Origin of the sequence: Cutibacterium modestum (assembly GCF_008326345.1) — a bacterium.
Lineage (GTDB): Bacteria > Actinomycetota > Actinomycetes > Propionibacteriales > Propionibacteriaceae > Cutibacterium > Cutibacterium modestum.
The window spans coordinates 25,876-48,790 of sequence record NZ_BJEN01000001.1; the positions used below are offsets into that span (position 1 = coordinate 25,876).

Sequence of the window (22,915 nt, forward strand, 5' to 3'; positions counted from 1 at the left end):
CTAATGACCGTTCCACGACCACGGATGGAGGACGACATGGCGGAGAAATCCCGGCATCAACGAATGATGATTGGCGCGCAGATCATCATTGAGAGCCTCGAGAAACTCGGTGTCGAAGTTGTTTTCGGACTTCCGGGTGGTGCCATCATGCCGACCTACGACCCGCTCATGGATTCCGCGAAAGTGCGCCACATCCTGGTGCGCCATGAGCAGGGAGCCGGTCACGCCGCAGAAGGTTATGCCGTTGCGACCGGAAAAGTCGGAGTGTGCATGGCGACGTCTGGCCCAGGGGCCACCAACCTTGTCACCCCGCTCTCTGACGCCTACCTAGACTCGGTGCCGGTGGTGGCCATCACTGGGCAGGTCGGCACCAGCCTCATCGGGACCGATGGCTTCCAGGAAGCCGATATCCGCGGCATCACCATGCCAATCACCAAACACAACTTCCTCGTCACCCGCGCAGAGGACATCCCGTTGGCAATGTCGGAGGCCTTTCATATTGCCTCTACCGGCCGCCCCGGGCCGGTCCTCATCGATATCACCAAGGACGCCCAAACTGCCGTCGTGCCATTTAAGTGGCCCAAACAGCATGATCTGCCGGGCTACAAACCGACGACGCGTCCCCACAGCAGGCAGATTAAGGAGGCCTCAGATCTCATCCGGGCTGCTCATCGTCCGGTGTTGTATGTTGGTGGTGGCGTGGCTAAGGCGGAGGCTGCCGCCGAGCTGGCTAGATTGGTCGATCTCACGGGTATTCCTGTCGCGACAACTCTGATGGCCCGAGACGTCTTCCCGGCCACCCATCCGCTCGCTCTGGGGATGCCGGGCATGCACGGCGCTGTTGCCGCCGTCGGAGCCCTACAGCGGGCCGACTTGCTCATCGCCGTAGGCACCCGGTTTGACGACCGCGTGACCGGACGCCTCGACACCTTCGCCCCGGGTGCCAAGGTCATCCACGCAGACATTGATCCGGCTGAGATCGGTAAGAACCGCCATGCCGAAGTCCCGATCGTCGGCGATGCCAGGCTAACTTTGACGCAGCTGGCTGACTCTTTAGAGGGCAAGGACCTTCCTGATATCTCTGCCTGGGTGCGTCAGCTACAGCGGATGCAACAGACCTACGCACCTTCATGGGAAGAGGCGCCCGAGCCAGAGATCTCCCCGCAGCAGGTCATTCAGCGCATCGGTGCTTTAGCACCCAAGGACACCGTGTTCGTCACAGGCGTGGGGCAGCACCAGATGTGGGCCTCCCATTTCCTGCCACACGACAAGCCCCGCTCCTGGCTGACGTCTGGTGGTGCCGGAACGATGGGCTACTGCATTCCCGCAGCCTTGGGCGCCAAGATTGGTCGTCCAGAATCAACCGTTTGGGGTATCGACGGCGACGGCTGCTTCCAAATGACCAACCAGGAACTCGTCACTGCAGCCCTCAATGGCGCTCCAGTCAAGATCGCCATCATCAACAACAACGTGCTCGGCATGGTGCGCCAGTGGCAGATCCTCTTCTTCGAATCCCGGTTCTCTCACACGGACTTGCACTCTGATCGCCTACCAGACTTCGTCAAACTTGCTGAGGCCATGGGCTGCGCCGCTTTTCGGGTCACGGATCCGGGCAAGGTCGACGAGGCGATCACGGCCGCCAACGAGATCAATGACCGTCCGGTCGTGGTGGAATTCGTCGTTCACACCGACGCCATGGTGTGGCCGATGGTGGCCTCCGGCGCCAGCAATGACGAGATCAAGATCGCCCGGGATATGGCTCCGGACTGGAGCGATGACGGAGACGACGTTGCTCCGGTCGACGAGGACAACAGCGACGACGAGACCGAGGAGACGAGATGACCAGACACGTATTGTCGGTGTTGGTGACGAACCGTCCAGGTGTGCTGACCCGGGTGTCGGGACTGTTCGCCCGCCGCGGTTACAACATCGAGTCCTTGACCGTATCGCCAACCGATGACCCCAGCGAATCCCGGATGACGATCGGGGTGAACGTCGTCTCCGCCCAGGCTCTTGAGCAAATTGTCAAACAGCTCAACAAACTCATCGAGGTTCACAAAATCGTCGAGCTGGAGCCGAGCGCGGTCACCCGTGAGCTCGTCCTCGTGAAGGTGCGATCCGACGTTGAAAACCGTTCAAAGATCATCGACACCGTTGCGCTATTCCGGGCTAAGGCCGTCGACGTCTCACTGGAGTCGCTGACGATCGAAGCTACCGGGGGACGTGAAAAGCTGGATGCGTTACTGCAGATGCTCGAACCCTTCGGAATTATTGAACTTGTTCAATCCGGACAGGTGGCCCTCAACCGCGGTGCTGCTGCCCTCGGGGCGAAACGCTCCGGGTGATATCGCCTAGACCCCAAGACAACCCAGACACCAACAAGGAGAAAAATACGCTATGGCAAAGATCTACGACGACGACGCTAACCTGTCTATCATCCAAAACCGTCAGGTAGCCGTCATCGGCTACGGCTCCCAGGGCCATGCCCACGCTCTCAACCTACGCGACTCCGGCGTCGACGTGCGGGTCGGTCTGCGCGAGGGCTCCTCGTCGATCGCCAAGGCTGAGGCCCAGGGCCTGCGAGTCCTGTCCATCGACGACGCCTGTGAGGAGGCCGATCTGATTATGGTGCTCGCCCCCGACCAAAACCAGCGTCAGCTCTACGCTGAGCAGATCGCCCCGCACCTCCAGGACGGCGACGCCATCTTCTTCGCCCACGGCTTCAACGTCCACTTTGGCTACATCAGGGCTCCCAAGGGCGTCGACGTCTGTATGGTCGCCCCGAAGGGCCCCGGTCACATCGTGCGCCGTGAGTACACCGACGGCCGAGGCGTGCCGGTGCTGGTGTGCGTCGAGCAGGATGCCTCTGGCAGAGCCTGGGACCTTACCAAGTCCTATGCCAAAGCCCTGGGCGGTCTTCGTGCCGGCGGCATCGAGACCAGCTTCCGCGAGGAGACCGAGACCGACCTCTTCGGCGAGCAGGCCGTTCTGTGTGGCGGTCTGTCGCACCTTATCCAGACCGGCTTCGAAACACTCACCAACGCGGGCTACCAGCCCGAGGTGGCGTACTTCGAGGTTTGTCACGAGATGAAGATGATCGTTGACCTCATCATCGAGGGCGGCATCTCCAAGCAGCGTTGGTCTATCTCCGATACCGCCGAGTACGGCGACTACGTGTCGGGCCCGCGCGTGATCGACGACCACGTCAAAAAGAACATGAAGGCTGTCCTGGACGACATCCAATCCGGCGCCTTCGCCAAGCGTTTCATCGCCGATCAAGATGCCGGTGCTCCGGAGTTCAAGAAACTTCGTGAGGATGAGGCAAAACACCCGATCGAAGCCACTGGCAAGGAGCTGCGCAAGATGTATTCCTGGCTGGCAGCTACCGATGAGGACTACACCGAGGGCAGCGCAGCTCGCTAGGCTTGCTGACCTGACATGGATGGCCCGTGAATGTTCACGGGCCATCCATTCGGTGTCTCTCTCGTCAGCCTCGGGGGGATAGTCGACAGGCAACGATCGCCGCCATGTCGGAGGCGAGCTGAATCTCGGTGGCATGCACTTTCGGATGGGTCAGCCAGGCCAGCCTAGTGGTATCGACGGTGCCGTTGATGTCGCGGGGAGGGAAACCGTGGCTGGGGGGCATATCGTCAATGACGACGAGACCTCCAACCGAGACCGCCTTAAGAATCTCGTCAACGTCGCGCACTCGCGCTACCCGGATCGGCACCGAGAGCAAGCCAAAAGGGCCATAGTCGAGCAGGTCATCCCAGGTGCCTTCAATGATCTCGATGTCGAGGTCGGCTAAGACCTCGCGAGCTCGGGCACAGATGGTGGGATCTGGTTCGTAACTGACAACTTTTGTGCGTTTCCGTGCCCCCAGTCGTAGCCACGCAGCTCCCGCCCCCGACCCCGTCTCGCACTCCCCAATAGCGCCATGTACCCCGGCCGCCAGGGTGGCCATGAACCGTCCGGTCTCATTGCGGGTGGTGGTGAAATAGCCCATCTCCAATGCGTTGTGGAGAGCTTTCGTCACCGGTTCGGGTATCTCGGGAATGGGTAACACGAAGCCATTCTGCCAGGTAGTGCCCCCAACACTATATGAAGGCGGTCAACTGTCGGCGGGATCAGATGCGCTGGGCAATGTCTCGTCCGATTTCGCTGGTGGTTCGCGCGGGACCGGAAGCTCGAGCAGCAATGTCCGCTAAGACAGCCTCGCGGACGCGTGTTGCATCCTCAGGGCGGCCCAGGTGATCTAACAGCAACGCTATCGACAAGATTGCCGCCGTCGGGTCGGCCCTGCCGGTGCCCGCAATGTCAGGTGCCGAGCCGTGTACCGGCTCAAACATCGACGGGAATTCGCCGGAGGTATTGATGTTGGCGCTAGGGGCCAACCCGATACCTCCGGTCACCGCTGCGGCAAGGTCGGTGATGATGTCACCAAAAAGGTTGTCGGTGACGATGACGTCAAATCGCTGCGGGTCTCGTATTAGAGCGATCGTGACAGCGTCGACGTGCAGGTAGTCAGCGGTGACATTCGGGAACTCTTGGGCAACCTCGTTGACGATGCGACGCCACAAGGATCCGGCGTTGACGAGTACGTTGTGCTTATGAACTAAGGTGAGATGGCCGCGTCGAGCAGCCGCACGGGCGAACGCGTCACGGACGACCCTCTCCACTCCAAAGGCGGTATTGACGCTGACTTCGGTGGCGATCTCATGAGGAGTTCCGGTGCGCACTGACCCGCCATTGCCACAGTAGAGGCCTTCGGTGCCCTCCCGGCATACCACGAAGTCAATTGGCCCAGCATTGGTAATGTCCGACGACAACGGCGTCGGTGTGCCCGGATACCATGTAGAGGGACGCAGGTTGACCCCGTGATCAAGGGCGAAACGAAGTTTGAGCAGCAGGCCGCGTTCCAATAAACCTGACGGCACCTCCGTCGAGCCAGGGGCAGCGCCGACGGCGCCGAGGACGATGGCGTCTTCCTGAGCAATTTCGGCCAGGGTGGAGTCGTCAAGAATTTCCCCCGTGGCCTTCCAATGCGCGGCGCCAAGGCGGTACTCATGGGTGGTAAAAGCATCAGATCCGACGGCCTGCTCCAACACCTGAAGCGCCTGCTCAGTGACTTCGGGGCCGATTCCGTCGCCGCCGATGACGGCGAGTCGCGTCACGTCGTTGGTCATGCGCAGAACCATACCCGGCCTGTCCACAATATGATCCATAGATTCACGAAATGGAATAGCCGGCTCAGCTTGGGTGTAATGTGTGGTCATGAGTTTGCGCTTTGCTTCTGCTGACGATCTGACGTGGTCCTCCAACGAGCGGATCGCTCTGGAACATGCCAATCCACGATTCGGTGCGGTCTTTGCCGACCATATGGCCGTTGCTACCTGGCGAGCCGGCGAGGGCTGGGGAGACGATGCCGTCGTCAACTACCACGGCCTCGATATCAACCCCGCCAGCGCCGTGCTGCACTATGCCCAGGAAATTTTCGAGGGCCTGAAGGCTTACCGACATGCTGACGGATCCATTTGGCTTTTCCGTCCCGATCAGAACGGTGAGCGCTTCGTCCATTCGGCTGAGCGTCTCGCCTTGCCCACGCTGCCAGTCGGAGATTTCGTGAATGCTTGCGTACGCCTGGCCGATATCGATTCGCGTTGGGTTCCTGAACCCGGTGAGAGTGGTGAGAAGTCCCTCTACCTGAGGCCGTTCATGATTGCCTACCAGGACTTCCTTGGTCTTGGCTCGGCAAGTACCGTGCTGTTTTCTGTCATCGGTTCTCCCGTAGGCGCTTACTTCGCCAGTGGCGTGAAGCCGCTGCGACTCCACGTTGAGCGTGAGCAGGCCCGGACGGCCCGCGGCGGCACCGGCGAGGCGAAATGCGGAGGCAACTACGCAGCTTCCCTGCGCTCCCAGATTGAGGCTAAGACACGCGGCTGTAACGAGGTGCTCTTCGTTGATGCTGTTGAGCATCGTTGGATCGAGGAACTGGGCGGCATGAACTTCATGGCCATCAGCAAGGATGGTCAGCTCGTCACTCCTGAACTCGCTGGCACCATCCTGCGTGGCATTACCCGCAAGTCCATTTTGGAGGTTGCCCCCGACCTCGGTCTTGAGCCAGTGGAGCGCAAGATCGATATTGACGAGCTCCTTGACGGTGTGCGTTCCGGCGAGTTCCCGGAAGTCTTCGCCTGCGGTACTGCCGCGGTCGTCACACCTATTGGTTCTTTCCTGGACGGCGATACCGAGGTTCAGGTCACTGAGCCTACCGGAAAGACTACGATGGAGATTCGTCGCCGTCTGCTTGATATCCAGTTTGGACGCGCTGAGGACAACCGTGGCTGGTTGAAGCGAGTCCACTGATGATTTCTACGACAGTCGGGGCTGGTCCACTCGATGTGAACCGGCCCCGATATGTGATTCACGATCTGGCCATGATGGTGTCGACGACGACATCTCGAGGCTGGAAGGATTGGCCGACGGTGAAGGTGTCGGTCATGGCTTCCTCAGCTCGTGCAATGGAGTCAGGCATATCGGTGAGGAGGGTGGCTAAGGGTTGGCCTGCGACAACGCGGTCTCCCGGGCGAACCCGCAACATGACGCCGGCCGCAGCTTGCACCGGATCTTCCTTGCGGGCGCGTCCGGCGCCCAATCGCCAGGCGGCCAGGCCAACGGACATGGCATCAATTCCGGTGATGACGCCAGCCTCGGTGGCGACAAGGTCCTGGGAGTGGTGAGCCACCGGCAGTGGAGCGTCAGGATCACCGCCCTGGGCACGAACCATATTGCGCCAGACATCCATCGCTTGGCCACGGGCTAGCACGTCAGCCGGATCGGTGCCGTCCAATCCTGCTGCCTTGACCATCTGTCGGGCTAAGGCGATGGTGAGTTCAACGACGTCGGCAGGGCCCCCGCCAGCCAATACTTCAAGGGATTCGGCGACCTCGATGCCGTTACCGCAGGCGTAACCCAGAGGGACGTCCATGTGGGTCAGTAGGGCGGTAGTGCGTACCCCAGCGGCCTCACCTAGTCCGACGAGACGACGGGCGAGTTCGCGGGCGTCCTCCTCGGTCTTCATGAAGGCTCCCGAGCCGGTCTTGACGTCGAGGATGAGGCTGTCGGTGCCCTCGGCGATCTTCTTGCTCATGATGGACGAGGCGATCAGCGGGATGGACTCGACGGTTCCGGTGACGTCGCGCAGAGCATAGAGCTTCTTGTCAGCAGGAGCCAGTCCCGGGCCTGCCGCGCAGATGACGGCACCGACGTTCTCGAGCTGGGCGACCATCTCGTCATGGGAGAGATCCGCCCGCCAACCGGGAATGGCCTCCATCTTGTCGAGGGTACCTCCGGTGTGACCCAGGCCACGGCCAGACAGCTGTGGGACGGCAGCACCGCACGCGGCTACCAAGGGAGCCAGCGGCAGGGTGATTTTGTCGCCGACGCCACCAGTGGAGTGCTTGTCGACGGTCGGGCGGGACAGACCGTCAAAGGTCATCCGCTCGCCCGACTCAATCATGGTTGTCGTCCAGGTGGACAACTCGACGTCATCAAGCCCCTGGAAGTACACCGCCATCGCCATGGCAGACATCTGCTCATCCGCGACGATCCCATCGGTGTAAGCGCGGATAAGCCATGTGATCTGGTCGGGGTCGAGAGTCTGGCCGTCGCGCTTGGCGCGGATGAGGTCAACGACGGAGTAGGTGCTGGTCATGGCGCAAGTATGGCAGGGCGCGCCCTTCTCGGTGCGTAAATACCCCGGTTGTGTCGGGCCACGCCGTTAGTCTTAATCCATGCGTATTGCCCGGTTTGTCGCCGCTGGCTCCGACCCTGCTTTCGGGATCGTCGAGCTCGCTGCCGATCACGGAGATCATCCCGACACTATTGCCGTCATCACTGGAGACCCAGTCGCGGCCCCTGTTCAATACACCGGTGCCCGTCACGACCTCACCGACGTACGGCTGCTCTCCCCGGTGATTCCGCGGTCGAAGGTCATCGGGATTGCTTGCAACTACGCCGAACACGCCAGCGAGTTGGGTAACGACGTTCCTAGTCAGCCGTTTCTGTTCGTTAAGCCGAATACCTCGGTCATCGGTCCAGACGAGCCCATTGTGCGACCGGCTGCCTCCTCTAACCTGCACTACGAGGGGGAGCTGGCTATGGTCATCGGACGGATCTGTAAAGAGGTGCCAGAGGAGAGGGCACAAGAAGTCATCTTTGGGTTCACCGTTGCCAATGACGTCACCGCCCGCGATCTGCAAAATTCTGACGGTCACTGGATTCGTGCTAAAGGGGCTGACACCTTCTGCCCACTGGGGCCATGGATGGTGACCCACTTCTCCATCGCGGAAGCCTCTCACCGCCAGATCGTGACTCGACTGGACGGCAGGGAAGTCCAGCACGGTAACACCGATCAGATGGTCCACACCATCCCCAAGCTCATTTCACATATCTCCTCGTTCATGACCTTGTTGCCGGGCGACGTCATCCTCACCGGTACCCCCGCTGGGGTCGGGCCGATGGAGCCTGGGCAACGCGTCGAGGTTGAAATTGAAGGGATCGGGACGCTAACCAACACCGTCGTGGAGGTCTGATGGCGACTCGTGCCGTGTCCCGTCAAGCGACGGTGACCGACCCCGAGCCACGGGTCGATTACACTCGTGCCCTCGTCGACTCGACCGCCGGCCTGACTCCCGGGTTGCTAGGGCTCATCGGATTGCTGTTGGGGTATGCCGTCGTCGTGCCGGGTCTGTTGTACGCCTTCCTCGGCGTGGGTTGGCTCCTTGAGCGTATCGACGGGGAAGGGTTCGGTGCCTATTACACGCGAGCATCCAGGTATCACACCGTCGGGGGGCTGGTAGCCACGCATCTGGCTTTGGCCAGCCTTCTTATCGTGGTGCTTGTCCTTGCGCGCTATGTCAACCATCGTGCGCCGCGATGGGTGGCATCGGTACAACCAGGAATTCGCTGGAAATTCGGGTTGTTGGTGGGACTTGTCGCTGTCGTGGTGCTCAACCTTACGCAGCTGCTAGTACGAGGGGGGGTCGATACCCATTACACCGTTCCCCAGCATTGGTGGGTGTGGCTATTGGCGATCATCATAACGTCGCCGTTCCAAGCTATCGCCGAGGAGATGTTCTTCCGCGGTTACCTCATGAATGTCATCTCTGGGCTGTCTGTGAACTTGCCGGAAAAGGCCAGGCGCTGGACGTCGGTAGTCGTCTCCGCACTGATTTTTGCCCTCATGCATGGCACGCAAAACGCGTGGCTTTTCACGGATCGATTCGCCTTTGGTCTGCTCGCCGGTTGGCTCGTTATCGTTACGGGCGGCATCGAGGCTGGCGTGGCAGCCCATGTTGTCAATAACCTTTTTGCATTTGGATACGCAGTCTTCTTGGGAGGGGTGTCTCAGGCTCGCGGTATGACGACGATGAGCTGGATGGACTCTGCTTGGGACATTGGTGGTTTCTTGACGATCGCTCTTGCTGGGTGGTGGATTGGAAATCTCATGAGAGTGGCCCGACGGACACCCGCATGACAAGGCATTTCACCATGATTTGCAAAGTTGGCAGGTGGTCCATTAGAGTTTCTCGACGTTGCGCCACCGAGGTTCAGTACGGTGGAACGACCTTGGGGTATGGGGTAATTGGCAGCCCGGCTGATTCTGGTTCAGTTAGTCCAGGTTCGAGTCCTGGTACCCCAGCGTGGGAGACCATATCCATGAAGTTGCACAGGTAACGGATGGCTTGCTAAGGTTCCCCAGCCTGGTTTGGAAACGAATTGGGACAATTGAAGAAGGTTTTCAAGAACTGACTTGACGGTAATTGATCACCCATGGCCCCGTAGTGCAGCGGCCTAGCACGCGGCCCTCTCAAGGCTGAAACGGCGGTTCGAATCCGCTCGGGGCTACCAACGACAGTGGCCCGGATCTTGCAAGATCCGGGCCACTGTCGTACCTCCATGAGTTGCCATTCTATCAAGGGCAAGGGACCGTGAGTTCCAAAGGGGGTCATCACGCTCTTGAGAATGTCGGACAGGACAGTCGTTTTCATTGTGCGGAGCGACGCAGTACCTCCGACAAGCGGCCTCCAGCGGCAACGACGGCTGGAGCGTGGATACGTCCCGGCTGACGGGTAAGACGCTCAATCGGTCCCGACACCGATACCGCCGCAATGACTTTTCCGGAGGGGGAGCGCACGGGGGCCGAGACAGATGCCACGCCAGCCTCACGCTCACCGACAGATTGAGCCCAACCGCGCTTACGCACTGCTGCCAAGGTGACCTCAGAGAACGCAGAGTTGCTTAACCCGTGGCGGATCTTGTCGGTGTCCTCCCATGCCAGCAGGATCTGAGCGGCTGAACCGGCGTCCATCGACAACACCGACCCGACTGGAATGGTGTCACGAAGACCGGTGGGACGCTCAGCGGTCGCGGCACAGACACGGCTACCAGCCTGACGTCGGTAGAGCTGAGCGGATTCGCCCGTGATGTCACGTAGCCTGGCCAGGATCGGCCCAGAGGCCGCCAAAAGCCGATCCTCGCCGGCAGCTGCGGCAAGTTCTGACAACCTGGGGCCAAGAATGAAACGGCCCTGCAAATCGCGTCCGACGAAACGGTGGTGTTCCAGAGCGCGGGCCAAGCGATGAGCCGTCGGGCGAGCCAGCCCAGTCATTTGAACCAGTCCCGCCAAGGAGGCCGGACCGGTTTCAAGGGCCGCCAACACAAGGGCGGCCTTGTCCAGCACGCCAACACCACTTGATTCGTCCATATATCGATATTAGCGTTCCGGATCTTGACCGTCGAGCCAGAATGAGTGCCGTCCAGCGGTGGGCCACACTGCAGGCAACGAAAGGGAAGGTGCGATGGGGAGGACGTTGAGCGAGAAGCTCTGGGACGCCCACGTTGTCAGGCGCGAACGCGACGGGGAGCACGATCTTCTCTACATCGACCTTCACCTCGTCCACGAGGTTACAAGCCCGCAGGCTTTCGAAGGGCTCAGGTTGGCGGGGCGCAAGGTCCGTCGCCCGGATCTGACCATCGCTACTGAGGACCACAACATTCCCACCCTCGACATCCTTAAGCCGATTGTTGACCCGGTCTCGCGCGTTCAGGTCGAAGCGTTACGAGCCAACGCGCCCGAGTTCGGTGTGCCGCTGCATCCTTTGGGGGACGCCAATCAAGGGATCGTGCACATTATTGGACCCCAACTCGGCCTCACCCAGCCGGGTATGACTGTCGTCTGCGGTGATTCTCACACGTCCACGCACGGCGCATTCGGAGCGTTAGCTTTCGGTATCGGTACCAGCGAGGTCGAGCATGTATTGGCCACCCAAACCCTGCCGCAAGCCCGCCCCAAAACTATGGCAGTCACGGTGGATGGAGAATTGCCCGAGGGCGTTACACCCAAGGACCTCATCCTGGCCCTCATTTCCAAGACCGGAACCGGTGGGGGGGGGGCAAGGCCATATGGTCGAGTATCGCGGCGAGGCCATCGAGAAGATGTCGATGGAGGGTCGCATGACGATCTGCAATATGTCCATTGAGTGGGGCGCTCGCGCCGGCATGGTTGCTCCTGATGAGACCACCTTCGCCTACCTCAAGGATCGTCCACGCGCCCCGCGTGGCGAGCAATGGGATGAAGCTGTTGCGTATTGGCGCACACTGCGCACTGACGACGACGCCACCTTCGACGATGAGATCCATGTGGACGCATCAAAGCTCACCCCCTTCGTGACCTGGGGCACCAACCCGGGCCAGGGAGTCCCCCTAGGCGGGGTGGTGCCGGCCGTCGAGGACTTTGAGGATGAGGTGGCTCGCAACGCAGCCTCACGAGCCCTGAAATACATGGATTTGACCCCAGGCACCAAAATGCGCGACATCGCCATTGACACCGTATTTCTAGGATCCTGCACGAATGGCCGTATCGAGGACCTACGTCTGGCTGCCGACGTTATCGAAGGACGCCATATCGCAGCGGGCACTCGGATGCTCGTTGTCCCCGGATCTGCTCGCGTGCGCCTACAGGCTATGGAGGAGGGACTCGACGAAATCTTCATCAAGGCCGGTGCGCAATGGCGTGGAGCCGGGTGCTCGATGTGCCTGGGCATGAACCCTGACCAGCTGGCCCCGGGCGAGCGCTCGGCATCGACTTCGAACCGTAACTTTGAGGGGCGTCAGGGTAGAGGTGGGCGCACCCACCTCGTCTCTCCGGCCGTCGCCGCCGCAACCGCAGTTACCGGAAAGCTATCTAGCCCCGCTGACTTGTCCCCCAAGGAGGGCTGAGATGGACGCATTCATCACCCACACCGGAGTTCCCGTCCCCTGCGACGTGCCAACGTCGACACCGACCAGATCATCCCGGCGGTCTACCTTAAGCGGATTACCCGTACCGGATTCGAAGACGGGTTGTTCGCATCTTGGCGCACCGAGCCCGACTTCGTTTTGAACCAGGAACCGTGGAATAAGGGATCGATCCTCATCGTCGGTCCTGACTTCGGGATCGGTTCCTCGCGTGAGCACGCGGTGTGGGCCTTGCAGAGTTACGGGTTCAAAGTTGTCATCGGTTCCCGATTTGGCGACATCTTCCGCAATAACTCAGGCAACAACGGCTTGTTACTGGCTCACGTTGATCCCAAGATTGTCGAGACGTTGTGGGACTTTGCCGAACAACATCCTGGTGAGAGGATCACCGTCTCCCTCGAACATCGGACGATTAGCCTTCCTGGCGGCACGGGCTATTCGTTCCACATCGACGACGTTACTCGTCAGCGATTGCTCGCCGGTCTTGACGCCATCGGCGAGACCCTCGAACACGCCGACGATATCGCCGCGTATGAGGCACATCGGCCGTCCTTCATGCCAACGACCTCCTGACCTGGCCTACCTATCAGTCAGCCCACCCGGACGATCATCGCTGCCAGCATGGGTGAGCCGATAGGGTAGGGTGATCCAGACCCTCAGGAGGGACATCGTGGTTTTGCCCGCCGTGACTAACCCAGCCGACACTCCCGGACTGATCTTCCGGATGGGTGTAGGGACGCTGTACCCGCTGGCTCGCACCCTGACACGGTTTGATCAGCACGGCGGCGAGAACCTTCCTGGCCCCGGGCCAGCGCTCATTGTGAGCAACCACATTTCCAACTACGACCCAGTCGTGCTGGGATCTTTCCTCGTCGCTAACGGACGGTGGCCGCACTGGTTGGCAAAGAAAGAGTTGTTTTCAGTGCCTGTTGTCGGCTGGGTGGCCTCGGCTAGCGGACAAATCCCAGTAGACCGGAAGGGCCCTAACCCGGCCAAAGTCCTTGACGACGCTAAGGCGGCCCTCGACAAGGGCATGACGGTCGTGATGTACCCCGAGGGCACCATCACCGCTGATCCCCTTCACTGGCCAATGACAGGTCGCACAGGGGCTGCGCGTCTGGCGCTGGAGACAGGCGTACCCGTCATCCCAGTGGGGCAATGGGGGCCCCAAGAAGTCATGGGGTACAAGGAGATGACTTTCCCGAGACTGTGGCCGCGTAAGACCATGAAATTGTACTGCGGCACCGACGTCGAGCTGTCAGACCTGCAGGGTCGTCACGACCTCGCGTCGGTCAGGGAGGCCACGAATCGGATCATGGACGCCATTGACGCCCAAGTTGCTCGAGCTCGGGGAGAATTCCCACCGCCAGATCGCTACGACATGCGCAAAGGGGCACGCGTTCCTAAGTCTATTGCTCCTGTGTGGCCAGTCCTAGACTCTCACTGAGGTGTTGGCTCGGTAGGGTGAAGTGCCGTCATACGGAAAGGACTTCACATGAATCGCATCCACGTGGCCGTCATCTTCGGCGGGATGAGTTCAGAGCATTCGATCTCCTGCCTTTCGGCGGCGAACGTGGTGGCTGCAATTGACACCGAACGATTCGATGTCTCCGGTGTCGGCATTAGCCCCGAGGGAGTCTGGGTACGATATGAGGTCGACGAAATCTTCGCTCTTCCCAGTACTGGGCAGCTCCCTACCGTCGAAGTGTCAGATCATCCTCTGGTGTCGGTCAAACAGATGCCCGGAGGCACCTGCATCGTCGATACCGAGGGCAACGCCGATGTAGTCCAGGTGGTATTTCCGGTATTGCACGGACCATTCGGTGAAGACGGCACCATTCAGGGCCTGCTGGAGATGGCCGGGGTGCGATACGTTGGTTGCGGGGTGGCAGCCAGCGCTAATTGCATGGACAAGCACCTCACCAAGATGATCCTCGCAGAGGCTGGAGTATTGGTCGGGCCTTACGTCGTCGTGCGCGACCATGAATGGCGCGAGGATAGAGATGCCATCCTTAAGGCTGCTGCTCATCTGGAATACCCGCTATTCGTGAAGCCGGCCCGTGGCGGATCCTCGATCGGCATTTCCCGCGTGACAAACCCCGATGGCCTGGAAGCGGCCATCGAGGCGGCTCGCGAGCACGACAGCAAAGTCCTCATTGAGCAGGGGATTCAGGGCCGTGAGATCGAGTGTTCTGTCCTTGATGGCCGTCATGGTGCTGCCCCTCGGGCCTCCGCACCGGGCGAGATTGTCCTCCACGATCCTGACGGTTTCTATGACTTTGAAGCCAAGTACCTTAGCGGAGGGCAAAAAGCATCTGTTCATGCTCGCGCAAACCTAGACGATGAGACCCGCATCCGAGTGCAAAAAGTCGCGACTAAAGCGTTCCGAGTGCTCGGCTGCGAAGGGCTTGCTCGGATCGACACTTTCGTCACCCCTGACGGTGCCGTCTACGTCAATGAGCCCAACACCATGCCCGGATTCACTCGCAGCTCGGGATTCCCACTCATGTGGCAAGCCAGCGGCATGACCTACGCCCAAATCGTCAGTGAACTCATTGAACTTGCTCTGGAAAGGCCCCTCGGCCTGCGCTGATCGGGACGTACCCCTGACAAGCTATCTCACTGACACGAGCGCACTTGGGGCATTTTCTTAACGGCTGCCGAAAGATCGACCAGGGCGTCGGCCTGCGGGACATAGCTGGTAGGAACCGTCACCTCGACATTGCCCATTCTCCCAATCGTGGTGAATCGCCAACCGTTGTCAATCTGCTCGGAGAACCATCCGACATCGTTGATGACGTCACAGCGTGACGTCGGTTGGAGTCCAGCAGGCTTGTTAACCCCGCAGCGCAGCACGATGCGCGGATCGCCCCAGGTTGCCACGGTCGCGTCGTGGTCCTTGAGCCTCGCCCTAGCAACCGTTTGCGGCAGACCTGCCATGACGGCTCGACATCCCGCCACAGCAGACCCGGTGGGAGAGGGATGGACAATCGGCTCCTCCCGGCCTGAGCAGGCGGCGGTCAAGAGGAAGACCGCTAGCACGACTGCGAACGGGGATGCATGATGGATGCGCACGCACTCACGCTAGCGTGCTTCCTGCGGACCGAATGATAAGGAGATTCCATGGCCACCACGGCGACCATTTCCCAGGTAGGGGAGTTCCCCCTCATCTCCTCGATGGTCGGTGACCTAACGATGGGTCAGGCTGTCGCTCTCGGCCCGGGTGACGACGGCGCGGTGTTCCAGGTAGACGGTTCAGCAGTCGTTTCGACCGACGTCCTCGTCGAAGAGGTTCACTTCCGGCGTCGGTGGTCGACGGCGACCGACGTGGGCCGCAAGGCCGTCGCCGTCAACGTTTCCGACATCGAAGCAATGGGTGCCGTCCCGGTAGCCCTCGTCGTGGGGTTTTCCGCTCCTGGTGATCTTCCAGCCTCCTGGGCTCAGGAATTCATGGCCGGGATGGCCGCCGAGGCCCAGAAGGCAGGAGTCAGCGTCGTTGGAGGAGACACTACGGGAGGACCGGTCGTCAGCATCGCTGTGACGGTTATCGGGCAGACCGCTGGCATGGCACCCGTACGTCGTGACGGCGCAATACCGGGCGACGAAGTGGCGGTCATCGGGCAACTCGGTTTGGCAGCTGCCGGTCTGGTGCTTCTGGGACGCGGATTCCGCTCCCCGCGGGCCGTTGTGGCCGCCCAGCGTTGTCCCGAGGTCCCCTACGGTCAAGGCCCAGTGGCGGCCCAGGCTGGAGCACACGCCATGATCGACGTGTCAGATGGCCTGCTGGCCGATCTGGGTCATATCGCGGAGGCATCCGGATTCGCCATGGATATCGACACGTCAAAGCTGGAGATCGCTGAGTCAGTTCGTACCGTTGGCATGGCTACGGGTGTGGATCCGCTCACCTGGGTGCTCGCTGGCGGGGAGGACCATGCCTTAGCAGCGACGTTTACTCCTGGCACTGTTCCTGATGGGTGGACCGTCGTCGGACGGGTACTACCTCCTGACGAGGTGTCGGATCCCACAGTTCTCGTCGACGGCCGGGCCTGGGAACACGAACGAGGTTGGACCCACTTTCATTCCTGAGGTGGCGGCGGCACTCACATCACCGTCGAGCCTCATGCCGCGACCACCAATCCTGTGACTCCCCGCCCCGACTCTGAGCCGGTGGTGGCCATGGTTGATAACGTCAATGCCATGGCGACCCGTGCGTCTTCCCCAGCGCGGCCCCGAAAGACGACGGCGAAGAAATCGTCGCGTGGCTCGGGCGCGCGCTCGAAGGGAAGCAACAAGAAAACGTCGACCAGCTCACGGAGCAGGTCGACGCCCCTTAACGCGTCCACCTCTACCAACCCGGTGGCCCAGGTGCTGTCAGCGACCTGGTCGGGCATTGCGCGGGGATTGGGAAGTATGGTCCGAGGGATCGGTGGACGCCCCGTGGAGCCCGATATCACTCATGACGGCACTGGCCTCATGCTGTTGTTGCTGTCTGCCCTCGTTGCGGCTGGTTTCTGGTTCGGCCTACCGGGCGGATTTGGCAATGGGTTGCGAATGGGGGTCTCAACAATCTTCGGGTCGCTATCCTATGCCCTTCCGCTCTTTGGTTTAGCAGCGATGTGGCACACCTTGCGTCACCCAGTGACAATTGGGACTGGTGGACGCCAGGTGCTGGGATGGACATGTTTCTTTCTTGGCCTACTTGGGGTCATCAACATTGCCCACGGTCTGCCACGCCCGGATCATCCTGACACAGTGCGCGCTGCCGGCGGCATGCTCGGGTACATCTCGTCAAGCCTATTCGCAGATCTGGTCACGAAGTGGGTTGCTCTACCACTGCTCCTCATCATCACGGCTTTAGGCGTGTTGCTGGTTGTGGGACGGCCGTTGGTCGACGGCGCAGCCCGCGTTCGTAACGCCTCGCGTCATACTGCCCTTAAGCCTCGTGAAATTGAGTCGCGTCGCGCCTACGACGCTCCGTTGGTGGGGGATACCCTCGTCGATCACCGTGACGACGACATCGCCACCCAACAAATGGAACCCGTTCAAGAGCGCCGATCTCGAAAGCGCAACAGCAGTTCCGAGCGCACCAACGACAGCCTCGACGCGATCTTTGATGCCGAAATTGTTAACGAGACGCCGCCAGCTTCGGCCGAGGGCTCCTTGCCGCTTGACGTACAGGTAGAGAATGAGCCGGAGAAAACGCGCACAACTGCCGGATTACCGCAGGGCTTCACCGTTCATGAGCACACCGATCTCGAGCCACCGGTCCATGAGCCGATGCCAGCCCGGGTCGAACAGTTGCAGTTGTCCGGGGACATCGCATACACTTTGCCTGCCTCGGAGCTATTGCATCCGGGTTCAGTGCCGCAGGCGCGTACTGACGCCTCAGATGCCGTTGTCTCCAAGCTGTCAACGGTATTCGACGAGTTCGGTATCCACGCCCAGGTGACGGGCTATTCCCGCGGCCCGACGGTCACCCGATACGAGGTCGAACTTGGTGCAGCCGTCAAAGTGGAGAAGGTCACCGCCCTGAGCAAGAACATCGCCTACGCGGTCGCTTCCCCCGACGTGCGCATCCTGTCGCCGATCCCTGGGAAATCCGCCATCGGAATTGAGATTCCGAACCGGGACAAGGAGATCGTCTCCCTGGGTGATGTACTGCGCTCGTCAAAGGCCCGAAATGACCACAATCCGCTGGTTGTCGGCCTGGGTAAGGATGTCGAGGGCGGGTTTGTTATCGCCAATGTAGCTAAGATGCCCCACCTGCTGGTCGCTGGCGCTACTGGTTCTGGTAAGTCGAGTTTCGTCAACTCTCTCATCACTTCGGTCATGATGCGAGCCACCCCTGACGAGGTACGGATGATGCTCGTTGACCCCAAACGGGTAGAACTTACCCAGTACGAGGGGATTCCCCACCTGGTGACGCCCATCATTACCAGCGCTAAAAAGGCCGCTGAAGCCCTGCAGTGGGTCGTACGCGAGATGGACCAGCGTTACGACGACCTAGCGGCGTTCGGATTCCGTCACGTTAAGGACTTCAACAAGGCTGTACGGGCTGGCGAGGTCACCTTGCCTCCGGGATCGGAACGGGTCTTGGCCCCCTATCCGTACCTGCTGGTCGTCGTGGACGAGCTGGCCGATCTCATGCTGGTCGCCCCTCGCGACGTTGAAGACTCCATCGTTCGTATTACCCAGTTAGCACGTGCTGCCGGTATTCATTTAGTGTTGGCTACTCAGCGTCCGTCGACCGACGTGTGCACCGGTCTCATCAAGGCCAATATCCCGTCACGCCTGGCTTTCGCAACCTCGTCGATGACTGATTCACGAGTCGTTTTGGATCAGCCGGGTGCCGAGAAGCTCGTTGGTCAAGGTGACGGGTTGTTCCTGCCGATGGGTGCGTCGAAGCCAGTTCGTGTGCAGGGGTCGTGGGTGTCTGACTCTGAGATTCACCAGGTTGTTTCCCATGTAAAGTCCCAGATGGAGGCTCATTATCGCGACGATGTTGCCGCCCCGACGGCCGAAAAGAAGGTGGCTGAGGATATTGGTGACGACATGGAGCTCGTGGTCGAGGCGGCGAAGCTTGTGGTCGAGCTGCAGTTGGGGTCGACGTCGATGTTGCAGCGCAAGTTGCGTGTGGGCTTCGCGAAAGCTGGCCGCCTGATGGACATTCTTGAGACGCGTAACATCGTTGGACCGTCTGAAGGATCCAAAGCGAGGGACGTGTTGGTTAAGCCTGATGATCTTGACGACGTGTTGACCAATTTACAGGCAGAAGCCTGAGCGATGACACGGGGAGGGCCCGAGCACCTGGCGTGGGCCCTCCCCACATGAGGCCTGGATCACTCGGTGGCGGGCAGAGGCTCCTTGTCGTACTTCTTCCATGCTTCGGGATGGGAATCCGAGATGACGAAGATAAGAAGGATGATATTGAGCACGAAGATGGCGACGAAAAGAACGATGCTGATCGTCAGCAGGGCCATAGATGGCGTCCTGTCGTTTGCGGCGGCGGATACAAATGCGAGGATCATCATGGTCGCGGACGCGATGCCGCAGAAGGTCGGTGCCATGACCCACCACCCCGAGTGGTTGACGTCGTGGAGACGGCGCACCGTGAGGGCCAGGTAAGGAATGATAGTGGCGAGTAGCCAGGCAAGAGGCAGCATCATGAAGACGACGCTGGATGTCGATATGGCGAAGGATTCGGTCGTGGACTTCGAGGTAATGGCCGATATGAGGCCAGCGCCTGGCACGAGGGCCGCGAGCACCTGTATCGCGATGGAGATGATGAGGTTGAAGAGGACGATCCACCAGTACTCTGAGCGGGAAGCGCGACCTCGGAAAACAGCATAGTTTTTGAAGAACAACTTGATGGCCAGGCCGAAATCAACGTGGGGGCGGCGATGATTCTCAGCTACTGGAAAGCGGTTCGAGTAGGGGTCGGTCATCTCGTAGGGATTGCTGGACTGTCCATAGGGATCACGTCCGGACTCGCTCGGCCACCCCGAGACACCGGCCTCGTCGGGTCGGCGTGGATCGTTCGGTTCCGTCATGCGGACACCTCTTTTCGTGTGGTTGATACTGGCGGGATGCACGGTACCGTAAAAACGTTTAATGCCCGTAGCTAGCGCAGGAGCATGGGCGCTGTGGGCCGGAATGCCATGCACTTGGCACGGCCAATCGTTGTGAAAGTGGGCGCAGCCGGGCTCGAACCGGCGACCTCCAGCGTGTAAGGCAGGCGCTCTGACCAACTGAGCTATGCGCCCCGGGAGCACCTACTTTAGCGATTTATCACGCGGAGCACAGAATCATCACACGAGAGTTGTCGTCACGCCCCTGTAGAGTTGCTCAGCGTGGCATTGGTAGACCTTCAGCAGACCGTCGAGGACCTCGACGCATCCTTGTCCTCGATCGAGAATGTTCTTGATCCAGAGGCTAAGAAGGCAGAGATCGCGGACCTCGAGAAGCAGGTGGCTGCTCCCAACCTCTGGGACGACCAAGAGAATGCGCAGTGGGTGACCTCTCGGCTGTCGGCCCTGCAAGCTGAGATAGAACGTCTGGAGCGGCTGCGCGCACGAATCGAGGATGTCCACGTTCTGCTGGAATTCGCGACTGCCGACGACGACAAGGAGTCCCTGACGGAGGCGACGAGCGAGACGGTCAAGCTCCGTGAGGAGATTGACGCTCTCGAGGTAAGGATCCTGCTATCGGGCCAATACGACGAGCGTGAGGCTGTCGTCACCATTCGTTCAGAGGCCGGTGGTGTTGACGCCGCTGATTTTGCGGAGATGCTGCTACGCATGTACCTGCGCTGGGCCGAGCGTCATGGGTACAAGGTTGAGATCCTCGACACGTCGTACGCTGAAGAGGCCGGCATCAAGTCGGCGACATTTGTGGTTCATGCTCCCTTCTCGTACGGGACTCTGTCGGTCGAGCAGGGCACCCACCGCCTAGTGCGTATTAGCCCGTTCGACAACCAGGGACGCCGTCAGACCTCCTTTGCCGGCGTCGAGGTGCTGCCCGTCGTTGAGGAGACTGACCACGTCGACATCCCAGAGTCGGACCTACGCGTCGACGTCTTCCATGCCTCAGGCCCCGGTGGTCAGGGTGTGAACACCACCGACTCCGCCGTTCGCCTGACTCACCTTCCGACCGGCATCGTGGTGAGCTGCCAGAACGAGCGCTCGCAGATTCAAAACAAGGCTGCCGCCTTACGAGTCCTGCAGGCCAAACTGCTTGAGAAGGCCCGCGAGGAGCAGGAAGCGGAGATGAATTCGTTGAAGTCGGAGGGAAACTCATGGGGAGCGCAGATGCGCTCCTACGTGCTGCATCCCTACCAGATGGTGAAGGATCTGCGCACAAACCATGAAGTCGGCAATACCGACGCCGTCTTCGATGGAGATATCGACGATTTCATCGGCGCCGGTATTCGTTGGCGCCGCAAAAATGAGACCGACTGACGGGACAGACGTGATCACCTTCGACAATGTCACGAAGACATATACCGGGCAGAGCCAGGCGGCCCTGTCTGACGTCAATGTCGACATCGACAAGGGGGAGTTCGTCTTCCTCGTGGGACAGTCTGGCTCAGGAAAATCGACCTTCATCCGACTCATCCTGCGCGAGTATCGTCCTACCCGCGGCACCTTGTATGTCGCCGGGAAGAACCTTAACCAGTTGAAATCGTGGAAGGTGCCCGCGCTGCGTCGCCAGATCGGCACGGTCTTCCAGGACTTCCGCCTACTTCCGGGCAAGACGGTCGATGAGAACGTCGCCTTCGCGATGCAGGTCATCGGTAAGTCAACGAAGGAGATCCGCAGCGTCGTTCCCGAGACCCTTGAGTTGGTCGGCCTCGATGGTAAAGAGAAGCGGATGCCCGACGAGCTTTCCGGGGGTGAGCAGCAGCGCGTTGCGCTGGCTAGGGCCTTTGTAAACCGTCCTAAGATCCTCATTGCCGACGAACCCACTGGAAACCTCGATCCCGACACCGCGGTGGGCATCATGAAGGTGCTTGATCGCATCAACCGCACTGGTACAACCGTCGTCATGGCCACCCATGACTCGACGATTGTCGATCAGATGAGACGACGAGTGATCGAACTCGATCGCGGACACCTTGTCCGCGACGAGAACGAGGGCGTCTACCGCAACTCCTGAATCCCCGACAAAGAACGAGGAAGTACATGCGTCGCACCTTGCGAGAGACGTGGTCTGGGTTACGCCGCAACGCGGCGATGACCTTGGCTGTCATCGTCACGATGTGGGTGTCCTTGTCCCTGTTTGGGGCGGCCTTGTTGGCCACCCAGCAGGTCGACCTACTCAAGGGCAAGTGGTACGACAAGGTTGAGGTGTCAGTCTTTCTGTGCGTTGATGGTGTTTCTGGGGCTCAGTGCTCGGGCGAGAAGGCTGCCACCCAGGCTCAGAAGGACGCCATCCGTCAGGCGTTGGAGTCCAACCCGCAGGTTTCTCGCGTCTACTACGAGTCCAAGCATGAAGCGTTTGAGGAGTACCGGCGTATCTATGCCGATTCCCCGGTGCGTGACGTCTTGACGGAGGACACCATTCAGGATTCGTTCCGCGTCAAGCTGGTTGATCCTCAGCAGTACCAGGGAGTGGTGAGCGAAGCTCAGAGCCTGCCGGGAGTTCAGTCGGTCGTTGACTTGCATAACGTGTTGGACCCGATACTCCTGTGGATGAATGCTCTGAGATGGGTCACCTTTGGCATGTCTGTGCTTTTGCTCATTGCGGCAGCGCTGCAGATCGGCAACACAATTCGAATGGCAGCCTTCTCCAGGCGTCGAGAATTGGGGATTATGAAACTCGTAGGTGCCTCGAACACCTATATTCTGATGCCCTTCCTCCTTGAATCCCTCATTGCGGGTCTTGTCGGCGCGCTACTGGCTTGCCTCACCCTGGCGCTTGGGGCTGATTTGGTCGTCATGCGCAAGATGGCGCATTCGATTACGACATTGGCGTGGATTGGATGGCCCCAGGTTTGGAAGTCCATCGGGTGGTTGGTCGTCGTCGCGGTCGTGTTGTCTGTGGTGCCGGCATACGTGGCGACAAAGAAGTACCTCAGAGTCTGATGTCTTCGGATAGGATAAAAAGTCCTGTGTCG

The 22,915-nt window shown here is 60.2% G+C and carries 20 protein-coding genes, 3 tRNA genes and 2 pseudogenes; 17 read left to right on the top strand and 8 right to left on the bottom strand.

All coding sequences use genetic code 11. From position 1 onward, the window contains the following. Positions 1–24 precede the first annotated feature (24 nt). Genes F1563_RS00155 through ilvC form a run of 3 tightly spaced genes read left to right on the top strand, consistent with a single transcriptional unit; the run spans position 25 to position 3,423 of the window. Complete coding sequence (locus F1563_RS00155; protein ID WP_002546924.1) at positions 25–1,842, top strand: acetolactate synthase large subunit; 1,818 nt, start codon at positions 25–27, stop codon at positions 1,840–1,842. After that, a complete protein-coding gene (gene ilvN / locus F1563_RS00160) occupies positions 1,839–2,345 on the top strand; it encodes an acetolactate synthase small subunit (protein ID WP_002526598.1) in 507 nt (168 codons plus the stop codon). The genes F1563_RS00155 and ilvN overlap by 4 nt, the downstream gene beginning before the upstream one ends. Positions 2,346–2,397: 52 nt before the next feature. Then, positions 2,398–3,423, top strand: a complete 1,026-nt coding sequence (gene ilvC, locus F1563_RS00165; protein ID WP_002526599.1) for a ketol-acid reductoisomerase — start codon at positions 2,398–2,400, stop codon at positions 3,421–3,423. A 64-nt stretch (positions 3,424–3,487) separates the two neighbouring features. Here the strand turns inward: ilvC and F1563_RS00170 are convergent, their stop codons facing one another. Together F1563_RS00170 and F1563_RS00175 are read right to left on the bottom strand one after the other, a co-directional pair. Beyond that, on the bottom strand, positions 3,488–4,066 hold the full coding sequence (locus tag F1563_RS00170) for an O-methyltransferase (RefSeq protein WP_002526600.1): 579 nt from the start codon (positions 4,064–4,066) through the stop codon (positions 3,488–3,490). Positions 4,067–4,127: 61 nt separating this feature from the next. Then, positions 4,128–5,186 (bottom strand): 3-isopropylmalate dehydrogenase, encoded by a 1,059-nt coding sequence (locus F1563_RS00175; RefSeq protein WP_172623538.1) that lies wholly within the window; start codon positions 5,184–5,186, stop codon positions 4,128–4,130. Positions 5,187–5,274: 88 nt separating this feature from the next. Between F1563_RS00175 and F1563_RS00180 the strand changes: the two genes are divergently transcribed. Further along, positions 5,275–6,366 carry a branched-chain amino acid aminotransferase gene (locus F1563_RS00180; RefSeq protein WP_002526602.1) on the top strand — a complete coding sequence of 364 codons (1,092 nt, stop codon included), beginning with the start codon at positions 5,275–5,277 and terminating at the stop codon, positions 6,364–6,366. 58 nt (positions 6,367–6,424) lie between these two features. On the opposite strand, the gene F1563_RS00185 is transcribed toward F1563_RS00180, so the two are convergent. Then, entirely contained in the window at positions 6,425–7,714 is a 1,290-nt protein-coding gene (locus F1563_RS00185; RefSeq protein WP_002526603.1) for a thymidine phosphorylase, read from the bottom strand. Positions 7,715–7,793: 79 nt separating this feature from the next. On the opposite strand from F1563_RS00185, the gene F1563_RS00190 reads away from it, so the two are divergent. The 4 genes from F1563_RS00190 (at position 7,794) to F1563_RS00205 (ending at position 9,912) form a co-directional block, all read left to right on the top strand. Then, entirely contained in the window at positions 7,794–8,594 is an 801-nt protein-coding gene (locus F1563_RS00190; protein ID WP_002526604.1) for a fumarylacetoacetate hydrolase family protein, read from the top strand. Next, a complete protein-coding gene (locus F1563_RS00195) occupies positions 8,594–9,538 on the top strand; it encodes a CPBP family intramembrane glutamic endopeptidase (protein WP_002526605.1) in 945 nt (314 codons plus the stop codon). Before F1563_RS00190 ends, F1563_RS00195 begins: the two co-directional genes overlap by 1 nt. A gap of 93 nt (positions 9,539–9,631) precedes the next feature. Further along, positions 9,632–9,703, top strand: a tRNA-Gln gene (locus tag F1563_RS00200). A 133-nt stretch (positions 9,704–9,836) separates the two neighbouring features. Next, a tRNA-Glu gene (locus tag F1563_RS00205) sits at positions 9,837–9,912 on the top strand. 136 nt (positions 9,913–10,048) lie between these two features. Here the strand turns inward: F1563_RS00205 and F1563_RS00210 are convergent. Beyond that, positions 10,049–10,768, bottom strand: coding sequence for an IclR family transcriptional regulator (locus tag F1563_RS00210; protein WP_002526607.1), 720 nt, complete (start codon positions 10,766–10,768; stop codon positions 10,049–10,051). A gap of 94 nt (positions 10,769–10,862) precedes the next feature. Here F1563_RS00210 and leuC point away from each other — a divergent pair. From leuC to F1563_RS00230, 4 genes and pseudogenes are all read left to right on the top strand, one after another. Next, positions 10,863–12,282 (top strand): annotated as a pseudogene (gene leuC / locus F1563_RS00215) (3-isopropylmalate dehydratase large subunit). A 1-nt stretch (position 12,283) separates the two neighbouring features. After that, positions 12,284–12,873: pseudogene (gene leuD, locus F1563_RS00220) on the top strand (3-isopropylmalate dehydratase small subunit). 151 nt (positions 12,874–13,024) lie between these two features. Then, positions 13,025–13,747 (top strand): lysophospholipid acyltransferase family protein, encoded by a 723-nt coding sequence (locus F1563_RS00225; RefSeq protein ID WP_172623568.1) that lies wholly within the window; start codon positions 13,025–13,027, stop codon positions 13,745–13,747. A 48-nt stretch (positions 13,748–13,795) separates the two neighbouring features. Then, positions 13,796–14,893 (top strand): D-alanine--D-alanine ligase family protein, encoded by a 1,098-nt coding sequence (locus F1563_RS00230; RefSeq protein WP_002526611.1) that lies wholly within the window; start codon positions 13,796–13,798, stop codon positions 14,891–14,893. A gap of 26 nt (positions 14,894–14,919) precedes the next feature. Here F1563_RS00230 and F1563_RS00235 read toward each other — a convergent pair whose 3' ends face one another. Further along, positions 14,920–15,375, bottom strand: coding sequence for a DUF3515 domain-containing protein (locus F1563_RS00235; protein ID WP_172623539.1), 456 nt, complete (start codon positions 15,373–15,375; stop codon positions 14,920–14,922). Between the two features lie 48 nt (positions 15,376–15,423). Between F1563_RS00235 and F1563_RS00240 the strand changes: the two genes are divergently transcribed. Next, positions 15,424–16,386, top strand: coding sequence for a thiamine-phosphate kinase (locus F1563_RS00240; RefSeq protein WP_002526613.1), 963 nt, complete (start codon positions 15,424–15,426; stop codon positions 16,384–16,386). Positions 16,387–16,418: 32 nt separating this feature from the next. Here the strand turns inward: F1563_RS00240 and F1563_RS00245 are convergent, their stop codons facing one another. Next, a complete protein-coding gene (locus tag F1563_RS00245) occupies positions 16,419–16,691 on the bottom strand; it encodes a hypothetical protein (RefSeq protein ID WP_002526614.1) in 273 nt (90 codons plus the stop codon). A gap of 19 nt (positions 16,692–16,710) precedes the next feature. Between F1563_RS00245 and F1563_RS00250 the strand changes: the two genes are divergently transcribed. Further along, a complete protein-coding gene (locus F1563_RS00250) occupies positions 16,711–19,080 on the top strand; it encodes an FtsK/SpoIIIE family DNA translocase (RefSeq protein ID WP_149302518.1) in 2,370 nt (789 codons plus the stop codon). A 59-nt stretch (positions 19,081–19,139) separates the two neighbouring features. On the opposite strand, the gene F1563_RS00255 is transcribed toward F1563_RS00250, so the two are convergent. Further along, positions 19,140–19,850, bottom strand: a complete 711-nt coding sequence (locus F1563_RS00255) for a DUF805 domain-containing protein (protein WP_081414824.1) — start codon at positions 19,848–19,850, stop codon at positions 19,140–19,142. Positions 19,851–19,989: 139 nt separating this feature from the next. Then, a tRNA-Val gene (locus F1563_RS00260) sits at positions 19,990–20,063 on the bottom strand. Positions 20,064–20,150: 87 nt separating this feature from the next. On the opposite strand from F1563_RS00260, the gene prfB reads away from it, so the two are divergent. Genes prfB through ftsX form a run of 3 tightly spaced genes read left to right on the top strand, consistent with a single transcriptional unit; the run spans position 20,151 to position 22,883 of the window. Next, positions 20,151–21,257: a peptide chain release factor 2 gene (gene prfB / locus F1563_RS00265; protein ID WP_172623540.1), complete on the top strand. Its 1,107-nt coding sequence runs from the start codon at positions 20,151–20,153 to the stop codon at positions 21,255–21,257. 10 nt (positions 21,258–21,267) lie between these two features. Continuing rightward, positions 21,268–21,954, top strand: coding sequence for a cell division ATP-binding protein FtsE (ftsE, locus tag F1563_RS00270; RefSeq protein ID WP_007433490.1), 687 nt, complete (start codon positions 21,268–21,270; stop codon positions 21,952–21,954). Between the two features lie 26 nt (positions 21,955–21,980). Beyond that, entirely contained in the window at positions 21,981–22,883 is a 903-nt protein-coding gene (ftsX, locus tag F1563_RS00275; protein WP_007433489.1) for a permease-like cell division protein FtsX, read from the top strand. Positions 22,884–22,915 lie beyond the last annotated feature (32 nt).